A 21,477-nucleotide genomic window follows, 5' to 3' on the forward strand; every position below is an offset into this window, starting at 1 on the left:
GCAGTCTACGAAAAGCTAAAACTTGTGTAGATACCAATGCCCAGTGGGAGAGTGAAATGACTTAAGCCGAATCTTTCGTGTTCAACTGCTTAGCCCCTATCTTTGGGTTCAATAACTTTTGAGCCGACGGGCGTTTGCCTCGGTGATTGAACGGAATCCATGGCAAATGCCATTCGGCTATTCCAATTCCTGAGATTGCCGGAACACTCGCGCCGGGCCTTTCGTTTGCGATGCAAACTTACTCCTTGTTGCCGACACAATACAGCGTTGACTTGCTGCGTAAGATCATCTGATCGTCAACGACTGCAGGCGATGCCATGTAACCATCGCCGAGTTCGGACTGCGAAACTAAGTCGTACTCGCGTCCCGGTTTGAAGACAAAAATCTCGCCGTCGGTATTGAACGCATAGATGCGCCCATCGGCGAATACCGGTGACGCCGCGAACGCCCCGCCGGCTCGTTTTTGCCACAAGATCTTTCCGGTGTACGCTTCACGCGCCGAAAGGATGCCGTCATCACTGGTCATATACAACAGCCCGTCAATCAGGAGCGGCGAGGATTTCTTTGCGATTGATTTCCGCGAAGCCCATTCAATTTGGGTATCGGTGATATTTCCGGTCCCTTTCGGATGAACAGCCACCATCGATCCCATTCCATTGGTGATGAAAACCAAGCCATCACCGTAAACCGGTCTTGCCGAAGCGTTCATCCCCGCGTGATAAACCGTCCAAAGCGAGTCCCCAGTCTGTGGATCGTAGGCGACGGTAGCAATCGCACTGGGATAAACCAATTGAACCTGCCCGTCGACGTCGATGATCTGGCCGGTGCCATATGCCTTTTTCAAATCGCCGTTATCGGTGCCATACTCGATCGCGCGATCTTGTATCCAAACGGTCTTTCCGGTGTCCTTGTCGAACGCGACGACATACTGCACGTCAAAGCCATCGTAAGCCACGATCAGCTTTCCGTCGTATAGGATTGGAGAGGACGCGGGACCACGATGATGATCGCACTGAAGATCCTTGCGGGCCCATCGGACTTCTGCCGTTTCGGTGTCCAAACAAGCGGTCAAATAGGCACCAAAGTGGACATAGACACGCCCCTTCTCGATCACCGGAGTAGGCGACGCGTAACTGTTCATTGGATGGCAGAACGCAGGTGATTCGTTCTCGAGCAACTTGACGTCGTGCACGATTTTTCCGCTGTCGCGATCAACGCAAATCACGGACATCGAGGTTCCGTCCTCGGTCGCGGTGGTCAGCCAGATCTGATTGCCCCAGACAACGGGCGACGACCAGCCTTTGCCGTGAATCGGCGTACTCCACCGGACCACCGACGTATCAATCCGTTCGGGCAAGTTTTCCGCATCTGCGATCCCATTGCCTTGGGGGCCACGAAACTCAGGCCAGAAATCATCCGCGCGAGCGGTCGTGGCGTGCGCCGTGATCGAGGCGACGACAATCATCAAAAATGCAGAAGTCGATCGAAAAGATCGTGCGTGGCAATCAAGGTGTGGCATGGTGGGCAGTGAACGGCGAGGTGAGGAATTCAAGCACTCGCCATTCTATCCCTTTCATCAATCGTTTGCTGGACCGAATCGATGTCGGTCCTGCCGTGCCGCTTGCAACGATTCGACCGTGTCTTGTTCGGCACCGGGGTCGCCTTGGCCTTTCATCCAGCGTTCGAGTTCCGCTGAAAGCGACGACCGCACCTCGGCAAGCCCCGCTTGTCCGGCCAAGTTGTTCATTTCGTAGGGGTCAGCTTCGAGGTCGTACAGCTCTTCTGCCGGTCGACGCATGTAACGTTGGATCAATCGGTATGCATTCGGGTTGTCAAACGAGTTGTACACCCACGTTTGCCAGTACTTGTTATTCAGCTTGCCATCACCTTTGATCCCCATCAGATGTTTTTCGATATAGAGGTTCTCGTTGGTCAAGTTACGAATGTAGTGATACTTGCCGTCACTGATCGAACGCACCGGATAGGAGGGTCCCTCGGGGACATTGTTGTGAACCCCATAGACATAGTCGCGGTGTTCGTTGAGCTGTCCTTTTAACACCCCCGCGAAACTTTGCCCATCAAACGCATCGCGTTCATAGGGGAGTTCTGCCATCTCCATCATCGTTGGCAAAACATCGGCATACTGCACCAGTGCGTCGGTTCGCCGGCCGGCTGGCACAACGTTCGGAAATCGGGCGATCAGTGCGGTGTGAACGCCGGTGTTGTAATTCGTCCATTTGTTTCCAGGGAACTGAGACCCTTGTTCGGACGAAAACAGTACCAACGTGTCGTCGGAGTGACCCGCCGAATCCAGTGCTTCCAAGATCTCGCCGACTTGTGAATCCATATAAGTGATTTCAGCTAGGTAGCGTCCGAAAGCACGGCGGGTTTCAGGGGTGTCGGCAATGTTGGGCGGCAACTCGATCGACTTCGGCGGGTATTGACTCGCATCGCCCATCACCCAAGGCACGTGAGGCTCGACCAAGGCGATCACCAAACAGAACGGTTCGGCATCGCGGGTCATAAATTCTAGAGCCGACTGAAGCCGGTGCGGTTGCGTCGGATCACGAACGCAGTTTTTGTCAAACCCATCGACGGATTCAAAAGGAAACGCTTGCCGCGGTTGCACATGAACTTTGCCTGCCAAGCCAACGCGATACCCTTCCGCACCGAGGTGTTGTGGCATCGAGCGAATATCCGATCGGCTGGCTGAGTGATTCCAAGCGCAGCCGTTGCTCATCGGATACAACCCCGAATAAAGTTCGGCGCGACAGGGTTGGCAAATCGCCTCGGCAAGAAAAGCTCGATCGAAAACCAATCCTTGCGACGCCAAACGATCCAGATTCGGCGTCTTCGCATTTCGGCCGCCATACACCGGCAAGTCGTTGTGCGTGCAATCGTCCGCCAAGACGATCAAGAAGTTTGGCTTGGATTCTGCGCGAGCCGCATCGGCGAACAAACACGAGACGGTGAAGATCGTCACCGCAGCCATCAATTTCGATGCGAGTTTCATTAAGGTGCTCGGCAGAATGTTATGCAAGTTATGCGATGATTTCGTGAATCGGTTCGACGTGTTCAACGCCGACCAATTTTTGATCCAATCCGCCGTAAAAGTACGACAGATGGTTGGGGTCGAGTCCGAGCAGTTGCAGCGTGGTCGCGTGCATGTTTTTGACATGAAGCGGATTCTCGACCGCGGCGGCGCCCAGTTCATCGGTCGTGCCATACGAGACTCCGCCCTTAATTCCCCCTCCGGCCATCCACATCGTGAACCCAAAGGAATTGTGATCGCGACCGGAGCCTTTGGCGTATTCTGCCGTCGGCTGCCGCCCGAATTCGCCACCCCAAACGACCAATGTTTCATCCAACATGCCACGTTGCTTTAAATCGGCGAGCAATCCGGCGATTGGCAAGTCCGTGCGTCCGGCGTGTCGATTGTGGTTGAGCTCCAAATCGCCGTGGGCATCCCAGTTATCGTCGTTGTGAGCTCCGCCGCTATAAAGCTGAACAAACCGGACTCCACGATCGACCAACCGTCTTGCGATCAGACAGCGGGTGCCAAAGTCATTTGTCTCGTCATGATTGACGCCATACATTTCGAGCGTCCGCTCGTCTTCGTCAGCAAGATCCACCGCTTCAGGCGCCGCGGATTGCATCTTGTAAGCAAGTTCATAGCTGGAGATTCGTGATGCCAAATCATCGTTGTCTTGGCGTCCTACCAAGTGTCGTTCGTTAGCCGCTTGGATCGAATCGATCATCTCGCGTTGCACGGCTTCGCTCATGCCATCGGGTCGGTCCAAATTCAAGATCGGCGCGCCTTTGCTACGGAAGACGGTTCCGGCATACGTAGCCGGCATGTAGCCGCTACTCCAGTTCTTCGCACCACTGATCGGCCCGGCCTTGGGATCAAGCATGACGACATAGCCGGGCAAGTTCTCGTTGACCGATCCCAAACCGTAGTTCACCCATGACCCCATCGCGGGACTGCCCGAAAGAATTTTCCCACTGTTCATCATCAGCATCGCGGACCCGTGGATCGGCGAATCGGCGGTCATCGAGTGCAGGAACGCAATGTCATCGACATGTTTGGCGACGTTCGGAAACAGCGTGCTAACCCATTTTCCGCACTGGCCATGCTGGGCGAAGTCCCAACGTGGTTCAACAATTCGCCCGCCGTCTTTTCGACCGCCACGCCCAAACGTTTTCACATCGACGGTCTTGCCGTCCATGCCTTTCATCTTCGGCTTGTAATCGAAGGTATCGATATGGCTTGGCCCGCCATACATAAACAGGAAGATGACGCTCTTCGCCTTTGGGGCAAAGTGAGGCGGTTTGGCCGCCAGCGGGTTCAAACTCCCGGCGCCGGAACTACCGGCGGCTGATAAAAAACCATCTTGAGTCAGCATCGACGTCAGCGCGGCGGCACCGAAACCAGCGCCGGATTGCCAAAGGAATTCCCGTCGTGTTCGACCACAAAAGTTTCGTTGTTTCATCTCTAGTACTCCTTGTCTCGGTCCACGAAAGGTCAGTCCACGAACAGAAATTCGTTCCAATTCAAAACGCTCAAGCAATACAAGCGTTTGGATTCATCGTCGCTCAACCCATGTTTTTCGGCCAAACTTTGCATCAAACGAACGCCGTCACCGATTTCTGCGTCCGTTGCCGATCGCAGCAAAACGCGTGGGATCACGGCTCGCACGAGATCTTCATGGCTGAGGTCGTTCGCCCGGACCGATTCGGCGAGTTGCTTCGCTTGTTGGCCGGCAAAATCACCGTTGAGCAACGACAACGCCTGGGCAGGTTGCAACGTCATAAACCGAGCTTCGCAGGTCAGGTCGGGGTCTGGAAAATCAAAAGCTGACAACATCGGTGTAAGCAGTGAGCGTTTCACATAGATATAGACGCTGCGGCGATTCTGATCGGTGATGCTGGACTTGCCCCAACCATCGCCGGGCTTTGATTGACCGGCAAGGACTTCGGGCGAAAGTTCAGGGTAAATACTTGGCCCATAGGTCTTTCGATTGAGTGACCCGGTCGCTGCCAAGATTGAGTCTCGAATTTCTTCGGCACTCAGACGCCGGGGATCGAATCGCCAAAACAACTCGTTATCAGGGTCGATCCCTAGGGCCTTCTTGTCACCCTCGGACGACATCTGATAAGCCTGACTGGACAGGATCAAACGGTGCATCTGTTTGACGCTCCACCCTTCTTCGACAAATTTGTTGGCCAAATAATCAAGCAATTTTGGATGGGTCGGAGGTGTACCAAGCATTCCAAAGTTGTTGGTGCTGCGGACGATCCCGCGTCCGAAATGGTATTGCCAAATTCGATTGACCATCACCCGAGCGGTCATCATGTTGTCGGGGCTAGCGATCCAATCGGCTAGCACACGTCGACGTCCCGAGGAACGATCTTCACTCGGTTCGACGTCCGGGATCGCCGGCGGATCAATATCGAAAAGCGTAGGAAAAACCGGACCGACTTCGTCACTCGGCGAGTGGGCGTTGCCGCGGAACAGGACGTACGTGGGCTTGTCCACTTTGCGATACTTTGCCAACCCCATCACGCGTTCACGCTTGGGGAGGTTTTTCAACTCTTCTCGATTAGCTTCAAGGTCTCGTTTAAGCGACTCGTACTTCGCCCAGTCGGCGTCACTGAGGTGTTGACGAAGTTTCGCTTTAAGGACCCGGTTGCGATCACGGCGTGCCCCCTCGGTGGCCCGTTGATCGGGGGCCGACATTTTGACAATGCCAGACTGCTCCAGATCGTGCATTGCCTTTTCGATTTCGCGGCGTTTTTGATCATTCTCTGCATAGCGATCTTTCAGCGATTGCGAACTGACGTCCACTTGGCTGTAGATCGATAGATCACCGCGTCGTGCGTACGGGGTTAGGTCTTCGAAAAACGATAACATTCCGTAGTAATCCGTCTGCGGAATTGGATCGATCTTGTGGTCGTGGCAACGAGCACAGTTCATCGTTAGTCCGAGAAACACCTGCCCGGTCGTCAGGATGATGTCGTCCAAGGCGTCAAAGCGTGCTTGCAGTTCATCGGCAGGTTCGTCATCCCAAATCCCGAGCCGATAGTACCCCGTAGCGGTCATCGACTCTTTCGTGACCTCATCCAATTCATCACCGGCAAGCTGCTCGCGAATAAACTGATCGTACGGCTTGTCTTCGTTGAACGATCGGATGACATAGTCTCTGTATTTCCAAGCGTTCGCTTTCGGCCCATCACGTTCGAACGAGTTAGTTTCGGCGAATCGCACCAAGTCCAACCAATGCCGCCCCCAGCGTTCGCCATAATGCGGCGAGGCAAGCAATTCTTCGGTCAAATTCTTAAATGCGTCAGGCGACTGATCGGCGACAAACGCATCGACTTCGCCCTTGCTTGGTGGAAGTCCGGTGAGATCGTAGTAGACGCGTTTGACGAGGTCTCGTTTCGTCGCCGGTTCATTTGGTGTTAAACCTTTGGAAGCGACCGCGTCGTAGATAAACGCATCGATCGGGTTGGCTTGCCAACGAGCGTTATCGACGGTCGGCACTTCAGGGTGAGCCACCGGCTCAAACGCCCAGTGCTTCTCCCACTTCGCACCTTCTTTGATCCAGGTTTCGATCAACGCGATTTCTTCGTCGCTGACCGGATCGCCTTCCGGCGGCATTCGCTCCCATTCGTCTTCGGTTCGCATTCGTGCGATCATCACGCTGGCTTCGATATCACCCGGCACAATCGCGTGTTCGCCTGAATCGGTCTCGGCGAATGCCTCGTCTTGGCTCGCGAAGCTCAAACTGCTCTCTGCTTCGTCGGGGCCGTGGCATGAAAAGCACTTCTTTGCCAAAATAGGCTGAATCTGCTTTTGAAAGTCGACTGTCGAATCAGCGGCTTTGAGTACGGAATTTGCCGTGAAGCCGATTCCAAGCAGAGCGGCAGTTGCGATCAACGTTGTTCTTAAACGGAACCGATCAATCATTTCGGTATTCATCTCGGAGAGCAGTCGCCACGGCGGATTGGCTCCGTCCGAGCTTCGACGCGGCGTTAAGGCGGGGATCAGTGTGAATTCTGACGCCTTTATTGTCACACATCGAGGGCTGGATTCCAATGAGAATCGGGCCAATTTGGATAAGCAATGTTTCGCCGCGACGTTAAAGCAGCAATCCCGCCACCGCGCCGGTCATGCAACAGGCTAACAAGCCACCGAACATCGCTCGCAGCCCCAGTTCGGCGAGATCTTTGCGGCGACCGGGTTCTAAGCCACCAATCCCCCCCACTTGAATTCCGATCGCACCGAAATTGCTAAACCCGGCGAGCGCGTAGGTCAAAATCACAATGGACCGCTCCGAGAGCATGCTTTCGGACGACGTTGCCGCTTCGCCGAGCGCTTGATACGCGATGAACTCATTCGCAACTGTCTTTAGGCCGATCAAACGTCCCGCCTCGAGACACTCCGCCGCCGGGATCCCCAACAGCCACGCGATCGGCCAACAGCCATAGCCAAGCAAAATCCCCAGCGACAAAATGGGATCGCCAGCACCATCGATCCAGCCGACGGTCAAGCAAAGTTGGCCGAGCAACACATCGACCAAATTTAGAATCGCCAAAAATGCGATCAGCATCGCCCCAACATTCATCGCCAATTTCAGTCCATCGCTTGCACCGGCAACCGCGGCGGCGACCACGTTGACGTGACGTAATTCCGGTCCCTCATTAGGGGCGAGATCGTTTTCATTTGTTTCGCCTTCTGGGATCTGGCTTGTCTTCGGTTGAAACGCTAGTTCGGTTGAAACGACCGCATCGGGCTGCTCGGGCTGCATGACTTTCGCGATCAACAGCGCCGCGGGGGCACTGATGACGGACGCTGTCAACAAATGAGCGACGTCGATCCCCATCCCCGCGTACGCACCTAGTAATCCGCCGGTGACGGTTGCGAAACCTCCCGTCATCATCGCATTGAGTTCACTGCGAGTCATCTTGGCGAGGTAAGGCCGCACGACGAGCGGAGCTTCGGTGTGCCCGACAAAGACGTTCGCCGCAGCCGCCAAAGTTTCCGGACCGCTTGTTTTCAACGTGAACTGCATCACCCAAGCGAGCGCCCAAACGATCCACTGCATCACGCCAATGTGGTACAGAATGCTCATCAATGACGAAAAGAATATCACCGTCGGAAGCACACCAAAGGCAAACGTCGCGACAATCGATTCGCTAAACGGTTCACTCAGATGTGATGAAAATAAGAAACCGCTGCCCGCGTTAACGCTTTCCATCACCAGTGTGAACGCGTCACCGATCCAAGCGAAAAATTCCCTACCATAGCTGGTCCTCAAAACCAAAAACGCGAGCACTAGCTGCAGCAACAAGCCGCCAACAACCACTCGGACCGGGAATCGTTTGCGATCGCTACTGACCAGCCAAGCTAAACCGATGAACGCTACGATCCCGACGAGACAGAGAATTCGTTCCATCACCAGTAGGGCTCCGTCTAGATCAAGTGTTTGAGTACGGCTGATCAGCCGACGGGCGTTCGCCCCGGTTATTGCAACGAAACCGTGGCGAACGCCAAGCGGCTAATCCTAATCTCAGATGTTGACGAATCACTAGCCATGCTGGGGTGTATCAAAGATGCGATCACCGGCATCCCCAAGTCCCGGCACGATGTAGGACTGGTCGTTCAGCTCTGGGTCGATCGCCGCCACGTAAACTTTCACGTCCGGAAAGTCCCGCTCCACTCGATCGATTCCCGGCTGCGACGCGATCAAGGACATCACTCGAATCTCGTTGACACCCCACTGCTGCAATCGACGAATCACCAAGTCGATACTGCCTCCGGTCGCCAACATTGGATCAACGACCAAAGCGACGTTCGGTGCGTTTTCAAGCGGCAACTTGTCGTAGTAACCAACCGGTTCGGCCGTCTCTTCGTTTCGATACAACCCCAGATGCCAGACGGCCGCTTCCGGCAATAGTTCTAAGATGGGATCGACCATCCCCAAGCCGGCACGCAAAATCGGAACGATTCCGACATGGACCGAAATCTCTTTCCCGGTCGCATCACAGATTGGAGTCGCGACCAAACGGGGTTTCGTTGGTAAATCTTGCGTCGCATAAACCCCCAAGATCATCGACAAACGCTGGACCGCGCTACGAAATTCCCCCGGACGCGTCGTCTTGTCGCGAATGGCACACAGGTGGTGTTCGATCAGTGGGTGCTCAACACGATGAACCAAACTCACGGTGACATCTCCCCTCGTCGTTTCCGCTGCGTTAGCGCCGCTGCGACGCTCCCTTCGTTTTTGCGTACGCCAGTTTATAAACCGCAGCAGCGTTGAGATGAAGGACACGCGATCGACGAGGCAGACAACGCCCGGAAAAACTTCCAAACATTGTTCAGCTCGTCGAAAAACAAGCACTTCGTTTCATATGCGGGAGCGGCGGACGTACAAACGACCGGGAAGAGTGCCATTTCCGGGCCTGAAAGCCCGACTTTCCCGATGGGCAAGTACAATGACTTAAGCCGAATGATTCGTATTCAACTGCTTAGCGACCTTTCATTCGGTGCGGTTTGTCGGTTCGCATCGTTGGCGCGTGAATCTTGAGATGCGGCAACGACTCTTTGTCAATCGGTTGGTCGCCATCTACTTCCTGGTCTCCCCCCGGCGATGTCGGCGGGTCGTCGCTGCCTTCCTGATAGATCGCGACCGCATCACGTGAGTTCACACCATCGGGTGCATCTCCGGGGCTCGACGGCGAATCGATATCGGCAGGCAATTGACCGAAGGGCTCTTCTCCCGGCTGAGGCGTGCTGTCGCTGGCACCCACCCGAGGCTTGAAGAACTTTCCTAGCGGCCCGGCTAACAACGCCGGCAACAAGATCAAGTCACCAATCAATGCGGCGAACAGCAAGATCAACATCAGCGTGCCAAATCGCTGTGTCGGCGTGAAGGTAGACAAAGCGAAGACGAACAAACCTAAACCGCCGACGATGGTGGTCTGCGTCATTGCCGGTCCCACCCGCCGGTACGTCATCTCGACTGCTTTCAAACGATCGTAGCCCTTATCAAGAAAAGCTCGGAACCAGCTCAGGAAGTGGATCGTGTCATCAACAGCGACCCCCATCGCAACCGACGCCGTCATCATGGTTCCGATGTCAACCAAGCTGCCAAGGTGCCCCATGCATCCGAAAATCAAGAGAACCGGGAACATATTCGGAATCATGGAGATCGCACCGGACATGAATCCGCTGAACGCATTGCGAGGCCGGAGGAACCGCACGGGGTCACTCGCCGGATTGAGCAGAACGACCATCACGATCGCAATTAACACGAACGCCATCGCGATCGACTCGACTAAGCTGCCCAATAGAGTTCGTTGGGCCTTGTAGACGACTGGGACGACGCCGGTGTAAATCACTTCCATCGCCCCGGCACCTTCGCTGGCCGGAATCCGATCGTCAACTAACCCGTGCGTGATTGTCTTGTGAAAAATTTCGCTTCCATCGACCAGCGCATCTGCATTGGAAAGCTCTGCCGTGGGCGCGTCTGCTTCGCCGACCCAGACCATCACGTCCGAGATACCGACGACCTTATCCCATAGCTCTCCGCCGATTTCGATCGGTTTTTCACTCGAATTCGGGTCGAACCACTTTGGCTCTGGGATCCGCTCGCCTCGCAATAGCTCTTCGAGTACCGAAAGGTAGATCTGGTGCGTTAGGATTTTTGTTCGCGATTCACCAGTCTCATCATTCGGTTCTTGCTCGATCATGGTCGTCTGGTTCAGGGGAGCCGGTTTGGCTGCTCCCATCATGACAACAATCGGCTTTTTCTTGTTGCTAACCTGTCCGGATTCGATCGCCGCGAGAATCGCATCACGGGTATCGTAAGCCCTCAAAACCGGTTCGACCGATGTGCGCAACGTTTCGATGAATTGACCATAGTCGACATCGGAAAGGGCACTGACGCGTAAACTAATCCGCCACAGTTCGCTGCCTTCCATCGGGCCGTACTGCTCAAGGCGAACGTAATCGTTGGCCAACAACTCATCGCGCCCGGCGGTCAGTTCTTTGACAAACTGTGACCGCACCGGGCTCCAACTATTCGTGACATCCGGCAGCGGCTTGAGAAACGTGTTTACCGCCGTCGCCGAACCGACGATTCCCATTCCGGGTTCGCCCAAGGTCTGATGAACGACATGATTGATTCGCGCGACCGCTTCGACGCGTTCCAAAATATCAAGCGGAACCGAAGTGGCTTCACCGGGAGCCTCCGCGACTTCGGTTGCCTTTCCATCGACCGATGCGAGTTGCGATTGATGCGACGGTGGGACTCGAAGCACGAGTTCCATCGGAACAAGCTTGCCAAAGTTCTTTTCCAACCAAGCGTAATCTCGAATGATCCGAGCGTCCTCGTCGAACAGCTTTAACAACTGCACCGATGTTTTAATCTTTGACAAGCCAAGCGAAGCGCCGCCCAAGACCAACAAGCAAGCGGCGGTGACCCACCAATGCCGTCGGCAAATCCAAGCACCGACCGCGGCCCATTGATCGGACAACCACGATTCGCCGGACTCGGTTTGCTTGGGCTGTGACCTAGGTGCCTTTGATTCCGTCACAAAGGTCTGCAAGGCGGCCGGAAGGTACGTGAACAAAATCGCCAACGTCGCGATCACACCGATCGCTGCGTAGAAACCAAAGTTACTGATCGGCGCGAGATTACTTGTGTAAAGCGACCCCAAACCGATCGCCGTCGTCAGTGCGGCCAACGTACACGGGAACGCGGCGTGGCGGATCGCTCTGCCGGCGGCCCCGCGTCGGCCCCCGCTGCGAACCTCATCACGATAATAGTTGACCACGTGAATCGCGCCGGAGAGCCCAAGTACATACACCAGCGACGGCATACTCATCAGGACCGCATCGACACGCCCCCCAGTCCAACCGACGAACGCCATACTCAGCATCGCGGCGGCCCCACCGACGATGAACACCATCAGTGTGATTTTGAAGCTGGTGAAACAAAGGTACGACAACAAGACACCCACAAAGATGCTGTAGCCGACCAATCGGACCAACGTAATGGTGCCCTCTTCGTCGATCGCGATGTTGTCGACCGGCGGGCCACCGAGCCGCAGCGGTGGCAACCCGGCGACCGATTCGACCTCGGGCTGATTGAACGGAGGAGGCGCGACCGAAGGCGGCGACGCAGCTTTGACGCCGGAGTCTTCAGCCAATTGCAACAACCGACCACGTGGGCCACCCAACACTCCGCGTCCTAACGCATAGGCGAGGTTGTCCTGGGCCGCATCGGTCAGCGTGATCAACAAACACGTTTGCCGAGGCGGCGGGGGTAGTTCGGCGGCGTCAAAAACGGCATACCAAGCGTCCGTCTGGACATTAGTTTCCGCCTTGGCGAGTTGATCAAGATCGCCGCCGAATCGTTGGTCCGCGAAATCTTTCAATGTGGTTTCGACAACCGTCGCAAAATTTTCCGGGATCGCGTCCTGTTGGTCATCTGCGATGACACGACGAAATTCCTCGGCCGTCCAAGTAAATCCTTCCGGAACGGCGGGCGCAAAGAGCGAACCGGTTAATCGCTCCATCGCCCGTCGCCGAGCGACAATTGGGCGACGCGATGGATCGGTCAGATCAACCGGCCATAGCAAACCACCTTCCTTTGACAGTTCTTTGACCAGCGACACGCCTGTCTGGACGGTCCGGAACATCGGCGCGCAAACCAACGTCGGATCATTGTGGAACGGATTCGCGTGATCGTCTTTCGTCTCGGCCCCGAATGCGGCGATGAATGTCCCGCTAAGCTCGAATTGATTCAGCGTACGCTTGATTTCGCGTCCAAGTGCTGCGGGTCCGTTAGATGCTTCGTCCCAGCGAAACAGCCGGCCATCGGGGGTGATGTAATAATGTTTTCCATCGGCAGTGACGAGCCACTTTTCGTTCTTGCCACCCCAGTTGTTCAACTCGCGAGACGCGGGCAGTAACCCCAAGCGAACGCCAAGTTCCTTCGCACGCCGATAATCTTCGGCAAGCTTTGGATCCTTGATATGCTCGGCCGGATCGCTTTGACTGCTCTCGCGTTCTAGCTTTGACGCCAACAAGCGCAGTCGCTGGTCATCTTCGGTACATCCAGGCCACGTCGCAATGACAAAGCTCTCGCCAATGAAATGCTTGGCGAACCACGACAACTCGGACGTTTCGACGAAGTCAGATGGTAGCCAATCCTTGACGTCGTTTTCCTTCGATTTCAGACTCAATCGTGCCGATCGGAACGCGAACGGCATCATGAAGAAGAACAAAAACAAAATCACCAGCGACCACGATAGGCCGAGGATTGATCGGCGTTCCAGCAACGGCGGTTCCGCCTGGCCGCGCTTACGCTGGGAGGTTTGCATGCTGATTCAACGCGAAGGATGGATGATAAATAAGGCGTAGTGCCATTGTTTGTCCGACTTTGTGCCCGATCCACGCACAGCAATTGCGATGCCAGATCCGACGGCAGCAACACCGCCCCGTTTGTCCCGATCGCCCCGTTAACTCGGAAGCATCCGCCGACGCAAACCACAGAACGCATCGAAGGTAGCCTGAGATGCTCCCGGAGGCAGACAAACGACCGTGTTCACGATCGAATGCGATTGATGACACAGAACGAACTGAACGGTGGGCTATTTGAACGCAAAAATACAGGCCCAGCCGCCAGAGGTCTACTTCAAAGCCGACTCATTCGCATAGACGCGGCGCTATAAATGGACACAAAGTCGGGTGGGGAAAGCTTTTCGGTCACCGCGGACGGCTTGATCCGGACCGCACTGCCCCCCTCCAGAGAGCAGACTCAGGATGCGAGCGCGGAACCCAGCGGTCGCGAATCGTCGGCAACCAGTCGTTTCGTCATGCCCTGTCGCTGCTTCTGGGCCTCGACCAACTGAAACACTGCGGGAACAAAACACAATGCCAGTAACGTCGCGCCGCTGACCCCGCCGGCGATTGCGATTGCGAGCGGAGGCCAGAATTCTCCCCCATCGACAATCAGCGGCATGAATCCGGCGATCGTGGTCAACGTCGTCGCGACGACGTGACGGGTACAATGCATCACGACGTCGACCGTCTTTCCGACCGTCAACCAGCCCTCTTGCGATGCCTGTTGCAGGGCCGCCAAGACCACGATCGAATCATTGATCGCGACGCCGACCAGCCCCATGATGCCGATGATCGCCATGAAGCCAAACGGATAACCCCCGCCCCACAAACCAATCATCCCCAAGCCGCAACTGAAGACGGCTACCGCCAAGATCGTCGCCGCATACCGAAACGATCCGAACGAAAGCACTAGCGAAGCAACCATCAAAACGATCAACACTCCCGTGTTCGCCATCAGTTGCCCGACCGCGTCATTACGCTGAGATGCTTCTCCACCATATTCGATTGAATACCCCGCAGGCAGCTCAAACCCCACTTGTTTCAAGTTGTCCTGAAAACGCTCCAACGAAACCGACGGAAGCGTCCCGGCCCTTAAAAATCCGGAGATCAAGTTCATCCGCCTCCGGTTCATGCGTGGAATCACCGCGACCTCGTTTGCAAGCGAAACGTCGACGACGCTTTCGATCGGAATGCGTTCCCCGCCGGTGGTGCCAAGTTGAAGCGAATGAATCGCTTGAAGCCGACTTCGATCTTGTTCACGTACACGAACCACCACAGGAATCCGCTCGGTGTCTTCAAGGACCGATCCCGCTTCGACCCCTTCGAGCAAACCGAACAACTGCCGAGAAATCCCTTCCGGCCCAAGCCCCGCCAAACGAGCTTCCGTCTGCCGTACGTCGAATGAGACCGTCGCCAAGGTTTCGTTCAACTGAGCCTTCGTATGAATCACGTCAGGTGCGCGGGCGAGTGCAAGGCGGACCTCATCCCCCAATTCAGCCAAACGCTCCAAATCTGGACCGAACAATCGAATTTCGATCGGAGCATCGAAGGGTGGACCTTGCTCAAGCTGACGCACCAGCACACGAGCCTCGGGAAGCAAGCGATCTGCGCGAGCCTGCAGGGTCTGCAATACTTCGCGCATCCCTTCGATCGATTCCATCCGAACGATCGCGTTGGCAAAATTAGGTACCCCACGGCGATTCCCAATGACGTTGTAATAAAATGTTGGGGCGCTTTCGCCGAAGTACCAACTGACATGCAATGCACCGGCTTGCCTCAACAATTCGCTTAAGCGATCGGCTGCACGTTCGGTCGCTGCGAGCGATGCGTCGACAGGTAATTCGAGTTGGATATGAAACTGATCGCGGTCGGCTGGAGGAAAGAATTGCTCCGGCAACCGAGTCGCGACGTAAAACCCAATCACCGGCAACACCAAACTGACCAATAAAGCACGCGTCGGTTTGGTGAGCAGCCAATCAAGCACTTGGCGATAGCGATGCGCCATCCGGCGACTAGTGAAACCATAGCGAACCCACCGCCGTAGCGTTCCGACCGGCTGCGTCGATTCCCCGACCGAGAAGGCTGCGAAACGAGCCGCGAATACGGGGATAATGGTCAACGCGAAAAACAGCGATGCCGTGATCGCCAAAATAACACTGACGGCGATCGACCCGACGAACTCGCCGGCGTTCCCAGGCATCATCGCCAACGGGGCGAACGCCAGCATCGTCGTCACCGTCGAACCGGTCAAAGGCAATGCTAAATGCCGTACCATCTCGCCGACCGCACGAATGCGTGACTTGCCGGACTTGATCGCCGCGGTGACCTCGTCGACCGCGACGATCGCATTGTCGATTAACAATCCCAGGGCAATAATCAACCCCGTTACCGACATTTGGTGAATCGGTATTTCGAGGACTCGTAATCCGAACAACACCGTCAACATCGAAAGCGGCAAAGCGGCGGCGACGACGATCGCACTGCGCCATCCCATTAAGAAAAACACGACGGCCATCACCGCGATGACACCGATCACCAAATTTGTCGTCAGTGACCCAAGTCGCGCCGACACGTACCGGCTTTGATCCAACGAGATCGACACGCCAATTCCGGCGGGCAACTCCTGTTGAAAGGCGGCAATGACCTGCTCGGCTTTCGGACGCCAAATATCCAGTCGCTCTAGCGGTCGCACCATCACTCCCAAGCTGACGGCGGGCTTGCCATCGACCTTCGCCATCCGTGACAGCGGACTCGGTACGCCCCTGGTGATTGTCGCCAAATCAGACAATCGAATGAGCTCGCCGTCCGCCCCGACTCGGACCATCGTCTCGCCAATCCGATCGCTCTGCTCAAACTGATTCGCCATTTCCAACACGACGTTTTGATCGCCGGTTCGCAGGACCCCGGCGGCATTTTTCGCGTCAAACTGCCCCAACGCAACCGCAACGTCGCGGGCGTCCAGGCCCAGATCAGCGACCAAATCCGGATCAAGCTCAATCGTGATTTGCTCACCCGGATCGGCAAAGCGGTCGACGATCTCAGTCCCCTTCACTGCTTGCAACCCATCTTCGAGGTGTTTGGCATACCGCCGAAGCACACTCCAAGGCGGCGGCTCGGTGCGTTCCCAACACACTTCAATGATCATCGCATACGCTCGAACCTTTAGCTCATCGAACACCGGACGCTGAGATTCGACAGGTAGTGCAGGTAACACATCGTTGACCTTCGATCGCACCTCGCTCCACACTTCGTCCGTCTCGATCACCTCCTCACGAAGTTCGATCTGAATCGTGCTGATTCCAGGGCGACTTTCGCTGGTGATCTTTTTGATCTCTTCCACCTCCTGTAGCCTGTCTTCGATCGGCTCGGTTAGCAGTACCTCCACGCGTTTGGCATCCGCTCCCGGCATACGTGTGGAAATCAATGCCGCCCGCTGCCCGATGACGGGATCTTCCATCCGCGGCAATATCGCGTAGGAAGTCAGTCCGGCAACAACGACCAAACCGATCACGAGCATCAATGCACGCGGATGTCGATAAAACAAAGTTGTGATACGCCCCGGACGCCCCGATCGACTCATCGTTAGATCTCCTCGACCGAACGATACCTGTGCGATGCACCTTCATCGCGTCCACTGAACTCGGCGTTCAAATCCGAAAGACCGTTCAGCTCGGTTTCTTGAACGACGGGCAACACTTTTAAACCCGGGACGATCCGATGAAGCCCCTCGGAGACGACGCCATCGCCCGGGCGAATCATGCCTTGCACCAAAACGTAGGCGCCGTCGGTTTTCAATACTTCCACCGCACGCCGCTCGCACACAATCCCGGGATCGCCGTTTTCGTTCGAACCAGCAATTGTGTTTTGACGTCCCGAATGGTCCTCGGCTGTGGCCTCATCATGTCCCCGCTCGGCAAGCGTAGATACCTTCGATGCCCGCATCTCCAGTTCGCTTCGACCGACCAACTGATCTGCCGGAATCACAATCGCCATCCAAAGCCCACGCGTGCCTCGGACCAAAGCCGAAGTGGGCAACCATAAACCGTCGCTACTGGAGTCGCCCAGAAATCCCATCTGGCTCGATCGTTCGATCGCGTCTCGCTTCCCCGCGAGCTGATTTCCTCCCGATTTCCGCGACACCTCTCGTTCCGGCGGAATTAACTCGACGACTTCGCCGGCGACCCAACCGTGTGACTTCAGTTGCTCCCATGCGATCTCTTGGGCTTCGCCCTCTACTCGTTTCGATGGCGGCAACAACAACGATGCATAGACGACGCGGGTCCGAGTGTCGCGGCGTACATTCGGTTCAACGCGTTTAATAACAGCCGCTCTGGTCTCGCCGGCCAGTCGCAACTTGACCGGATCATCGGGACGTAAGAAAGCGGCGACCGATGGTGGCAGCCCGACCTGAGCTTCAAAATCATGGCTGAGTAGCTCCAGCACGGGCGTTCCCGACGAGATCACCGCCCCTTCATCGATCATCCGTCGCGCAACGACACCGTCATAAGGGGCAACGATCTTCGAGTCGTCGCGTTGCGTTTGGATCTCTTGCAATTGAGCGCGAATTGCATCGCACTGCGCCTGCTGTGCAGCGATTTGCTCCCGACGCGTGCCTTCACGAAGTTCACCCAACTCTGCCTGTGCGGCGGCCAAACGGTTTTGTTCGGCTTGCAAACCGAACCGCGCCGCATCGAAGTCTGACTGACTGGTTGCCAACCGATCGACAAGTTTTTCTTGCCGCCGCGATTGAATCTCCGCCAGTTTCACCCGAGATTCTGATTCACTCACCCTCGCTTCGGCGGCAGCGATCACCTGGGGACGCGGGCCGGCGATCAGTTCGTCTAGCTTGGCCTGTGACGATGCTAGTTCACTTTTAATCCGGGCTTCAGTCGCATCGAGTTCGGCCTCGTCCAAGCCGGCAAGTGTTTGACCTTGCCGCACGACGACGCCTTCTTCGACAAACACGTCTTGGACGCGACCGTCACGTTTGAACCCCAAAACACTTTGCTTCGAAGGGGCAAGCAAACCGGCATAGCTGGTGGTCATTTCGGGAGGACGCAGGGTCCCCGCGATCACCACGCTAACTGGCAAGGCCTTTGCCGAAAGTGCCCCCATGCCATCCGCGCGTTTTTCATTCGCCGATGTCTCGGCGCTCTTATCGCCCTCCCGTTCAAACCATCCTCTGCTGACGCCCCAGCCGACAAGTACCGCCACGCAGAAACCGACGACAAGGATTCGCATGGACCGACTCATTGGGATTCTCCGGTATCGGACGTCACGACTTCAGACATCCGCCGCCGCAGTTCATCCAGTGTCATTGAGAACGCGCCTTTCGCTGGGTCCAGTTCACTGACATCGAGATTCACCACCAACTCCGGACCGACGCATCGATTCAATCGATCGCGTACCTGATCGATTAACTTGCGATCGCGGACGGGCTCGTAAAGCGGTCGCCACCGGTACCCATCCATCAACGCGTGGCAGTTTCGCCGAATCGCCACGAAAGCGTCTTGAACCCCCACGCTATCGAGACCGGGGCTGGAACCGTCGATAATCATGCCACCGTAAGTCAATGACCACAGGCCGAACATGATGTCTTCGACCGGCGTTGCATCGGCCACCACAAGATCTCCGCACTGCACCGCTTCCTGACCGACGCCGGCAACGACTGACATGCAGTACTGTTCACACATCGCCATCGCTTCGCGCCGCTGCTCGGAAGCTTTTTCCCAAACCGTAGAATGACGCACGAGCGAATCGATGAAAAACAAATCCTCGAATCGAATTCGAAACTCTTGGCAAGCTACCCCGATCGCAGAAATCTTATCCCGCGGTGTCTCCATTGCTTCGACCGCGTTGACAAACAACTCCAAGCGTTTGTTGTTCGCACCAATCGCAAGTGCGAGCAGGATCTCTTCTTTACACGAGAAGTGGTTGTAGATCGTTCCTTTGGCATAGGACATCTCGCGGGCGATCGCCTCCATGCTCAAACCAGCCAATCCGCCGCGTGCCACCATCGGCCGAGCCAGTTCGATAATCTTTGCCTCGCGATTTCGAATCTCGGCCTGTTTGGGTGTCAGGGTTTGCTTCCCCGACCGGCTTTGCTTGGCAGATTGCCCCTGCTTGGCAGAACGCGCCTGCCCGAGATCGTTCGAAACGACCTCGCCGGCGGAGCGTTTGGCTTCGCGATTAGCAGTGGTGCTCATAACCTTTGTGCCGCGTTGAAATGGGAAGCGTCGGTGTGATTTGGCGGTCGCTGGTCGTCGTAGGGTTCATTTCCGTAGGACCGATCTCAAACCGGCCAGAGAAACGGCGCCACCCCAGCAACCTCGAAAACATTCAACGCCGCGCACGATGACGCGTCGAATCGAACGCAATCGCTGGAGTTTTTTTGACCCGCCGTCAGGATTGACGCTACGTCATTTTTGACACGCCGTCAAGTTCCTGACGAATGTTCCCGCTTGTAAACATTGCTCGTCCTGATTTCCCGCACCGGACCGACCGACTGCCTGAGATATTTTTCGCACTTCACATTGGCGTACTGGCGGCAAATACCGGAACCCGAACCCCCTGTTTCTTGTTGAATAGGGAGGACTGCTAAGATATATTCCTCCGCCGGAGTGGGACGGATCCCGATTCGCACCGGCCATTTGCCAAAACCGCTCCGATCGGGTTCGCATCCGAGTTCGCCGTTGGATGGCGAAGCCACCGCTAGCCGCAGTCGCCGCATCCCGGTCGTTTGGGAGCCGCTCGTCCAGCACCGTCCCGCTTGATCCCGTCCCGCTTGCCCCACGTTCATGACTAACTCGCACCCCGATCCCTCGCGCCCAAGTCTTTCCGATCGCAGTGTGCAGACGCCGGGAACTCCGGCTCATGTTCACCGCCCGAAGGTTTTGTTGTTGGTCGAAACGACCATGGCTTTCGGACGCGGCGTGCTCGAAGGGATCAGTCGGTATCGAATTGAAAAGCAACCCTGGTCGGTACAGCTTGACCTGAGGGACTTGATGGCGGGACCACCGGCATGGCTGAACTCTTGGGACGGTGACGGAATCATTACGCGTGTACTGCCTCCGGAAATGCTGCAATTCGTGCATGACCGGGGCGTTCCAACGATCAACCTGGGCGACATTCGAAATGAGACCTCGTTGCCATCGGTGATGAATGATCACGACGCCATCGGTCGCTTGGCGGCAAACCACCTCGCCGACAAAGGACTCGAACACTTTGCCTTCGCAGGGTTTGACGACCATCTTTGGTCCCAACTCCGTCTCGACGGCTTCCGCGCCAGACTCGACGAGCGCGGACTTGCAAGCGGCGAAGAGATCCACTTACATCTATCGGAATGGTCGCGGGCGAAGACTCATGGCTGGCAGGAACAGCAAGATCAAATCGTGGAGTGGGTACGTAGCTTGCCGCGACCGATCGGGATTTTCGCCTGCAATGACTTCCGCGGCCAACACATCCTCGAAGCCTGCCAAACAGCCAAGGTCTCAGTCCCAGACGAAGTCGCCGTACTGGGGGTCGACAACGATCACGTGCTTTGCGATTTCTGTGACCCGCCACTTTCGAGCATTATTCCGGCGGCCGAACGAATCGGATTTCAGGCCGCCCAACTGCTCGACCAATTGATGCGAAGGGAACAGCCGCCGGACCTTCACCTCCGCATTGATCCGCTGGGAATTGCCGAGCGTCTGTCGACCGACGTAATGGCGATTGACGACGAAGACGTCGCCGCGGCGATCCAGCTGATTCGCTTCCATGCCTGCGAAGGGCTGACCGTTTCGGACATTCTAAGAGAGGTACCGATCGCCCGCAGCAGTCTCGAAAGACGGTTCCGCCAATACCTCGGACGGTCGCCGCAAGCCGAAATTCGCCGTGTCCAAATCAAGCGGGCGTGTCAATTGCTGCGTGATACCGAACTCAGCCTCGTCAAGATTTCGCGACTAACCGGTTTTAAACACGCGGAGTACTTCAGCGTCGTCTTCAAACGCGAAGTCAAGCAGACCCCCGGACGCTATCGCGAAGCCAGCCGCGCCAAAGCACGAAAACTTTAGCGGACTGTC

At 56.1% G+C, this 21,477-nt stretch carries 11 protein-coding genes; 1 reads left to right on the plus strand and 10 read right to left on the minus strand.

The features are described 5' to 3' along the window. Positions 1-238 precede the first annotated feature (238 nt). From FYC48_RS12760 to FYC48_RS12805, 10 genes are all read right to left on the minus strand, one after another. On the minus strand, positions 239-1,465 hold the full coding sequence (locus FYC48_RS12760; RefSeq protein WP_149497107.1) for a PQQ-like beta-propeller repeat protein: 1,227 nt from the start codon (positions 1,463-1,465) through the stop codon (positions 239-241). A 111-nt stretch (positions 1,466-1,576) separates the two neighbouring features. After that, a complete protein-coding gene (locus FYC48_RS12765; protein ID WP_390622133.1) occupies positions 1,577-2,992 on the minus strand; it encodes a sulfatase family protein in 1,416 nt (471 codons plus the stop codon). A gap of 49 nt (positions 2,993-3,041) precedes the next feature. Further along, positions 3,042-4,493 carry a DUF1501 domain-containing protein gene (locus FYC48_RS12770; RefSeq protein ID WP_149497109.1) on the minus strand — a complete coding sequence of 484 codons (1,452 nt, stop codon included), beginning with the start codon at positions 4,491-4,493 and terminating at the stop codon, positions 3,042-3,044. A 32-nt stretch (positions 4,494-4,525) separates the two neighbouring features. Next, complete coding sequence (locus FYC48_RS12775; protein WP_235034228.1) at positions 4,526-6,970, minus strand: DUF1553 domain-containing protein; 2,445 nt, start codon at positions 6,968-6,970, stop codon at positions 4,526-4,528. 172 nt (positions 6,971-7,142) lie between these two features. Next, positions 7,143-8,459 (minus strand): NupC/NupG family nucleoside CNT transporter, encoded by a 1,317-nt coding sequence (locus tag FYC48_RS12780; protein WP_149497354.1) that lies wholly within the window; start codon positions 8,457-8,459, stop codon positions 7,143-7,145. Positions 8,460-8,591: 132 nt separating this feature from the next. Beyond that, complete coding sequence (gene upp / locus FYC48_RS12785) at positions 8,592-9,227, minus strand: uracil phosphoribosyltransferase (RefSeq protein ID WP_149497111.1); 636 nt, start codon at positions 9,225-9,227, stop codon at positions 8,592-8,594. 304 nt (positions 9,228-9,531) lie between these two features. Then, positions 9,532-13,392, minus strand: coding sequence for an efflux RND transporter permease subunit (locus tag FYC48_RS12790; RefSeq protein WP_149497112.1), 3,861 nt, complete (start codon positions 13,390-13,392; stop codon positions 9,532-9,534). Between the two features lie 437 nt (positions 13,393-13,829). Next, entirely contained in the window at positions 13,830-16,994 is a 3,165-nt protein-coding gene (locus FYC48_RS12795; RefSeq protein WP_149497113.1) for an efflux RND transporter permease subunit, read from the minus strand. Between the two features lie 2 nt (positions 16,995-16,996). Continuing rightward, on the minus strand, positions 16,997-18,667 hold the full coding sequence (locus tag FYC48_RS12800) for an HlyD family secretion protein (RefSeq protein WP_149497114.1): 1,671 nt from the start codon (positions 18,665-18,667) through the stop codon (positions 16,997-16,999). Continuing rightward, the gene (locus tag FYC48_RS12805; protein WP_149497115.1) at positions 18,664-19,620 is read right to left on the minus strand and encodes a TetR/AcrR family transcriptional regulator; all 957 of its coding nucleotides are present in this window, start codon (positions 19,618-19,620) and stop codon (positions 18,664-18,666) included. The genes FYC48_RS12800 and FYC48_RS12805 overlap by 4 nt, the downstream gene beginning before the upstream one ends. A gap of 591 nt (positions 19,621-20,211) precedes the next feature. Between FYC48_RS12805 and FYC48_RS12810 the strand changes: the two genes are divergently transcribed. Continuing rightward, positions 20,212-21,468, plus strand: coding sequence for a XylR family transcriptional regulator (locus tag FYC48_RS12810; RefSeq protein WP_149497116.1), 1,257 nt, complete (start codon positions 20,212-20,214; stop codon positions 21,466-21,468). Positions 21,469-21,477 lie beyond the last annotated feature (9 nt).

It is taken from the genome of Roseiconus lacunae (assembly GCF_008312935.1).
GTDB classification, from domain to species: domain Bacteria; phylum Planctomycetota; class Planctomycetia; order Pirellulales; family Pirellulaceae; genus Stieleria; species Stieleria lacunae.

Excerpts from the sequence above, each read along its gene's own strand:
- FYC48_RS12790 (WP_149497112.1), bottom strand. The coding sequence starts at position 13,392 with ATGCAAACCTCCCAGCGTAAGCGCGGCCAGGCGGAACCGCCGTTGCTG.
- FYC48_RS12805 (WP_149497115.1), bottom strand. The coding sequence starts at position 19,620 with ATGAGCACCACTGCTAATCGCGAAGCCAAACGCTCCGCCGGCGAGGTC.
- FYC48_RS12780 (WP_149497354.1), bottom strand. The coding sequence starts at position 8,459 with ATGGAACGAATTCTCTGTCTCGTCGGGATCGTAGCGTTCATCGGTTTA.
- FYC48_RS12770 (WP_149497109.1), bottom strand. The coding sequence starts at position 4,493 with ATGAAACAACGAAACTTTTGTGGTCGAACACGACGGGAATTCCTTTGG.
- FYC48_RS12760 (WP_149497107.1), bottom strand. The coding sequence starts at position 1,465 with ATGATTGTCGTCGCCTCGATCACGGCGCACGCCACGACCGCTCGCGCG.
- FYC48_RS12795 (WP_149497113.1), bottom strand. The coding sequence starts at position 16,994 with ATGAGTCGATCGGGGCGTCCGGGGCGTATCACAACTTTGTTTTATCGA.
- FYC48_RS12775 (WP_235034228.1), bottom strand. The coding sequence starts at position 6,970 with ATGATTGATCGGTTCCGTTTAAGAACAACGTTGATCGCAACTGCCGCT.
- FYC48_RS12810 (WP_149497116.1), top strand. The coding sequence starts at position 20,212 with ATGACTAACTCGCACCCCGATCCCTCGCGCCCAAGTCTTTCCGATCGC.
- FYC48_RS12800 (WP_149497114.1), bottom strand. The coding sequence starts at position 18,667 with ATGAGTCGGTCCATGCGAATCCTTGTCGTCGGTTTCTGCGTGGCGGTA.
- FYC48_RS12765 (WP_390622133.1), bottom strand. The coding sequence starts at position 2,992 with ATGGCTGCGGTGACGATCTTCACCGTCTCGTGTTTGTTCGCCGATGCG.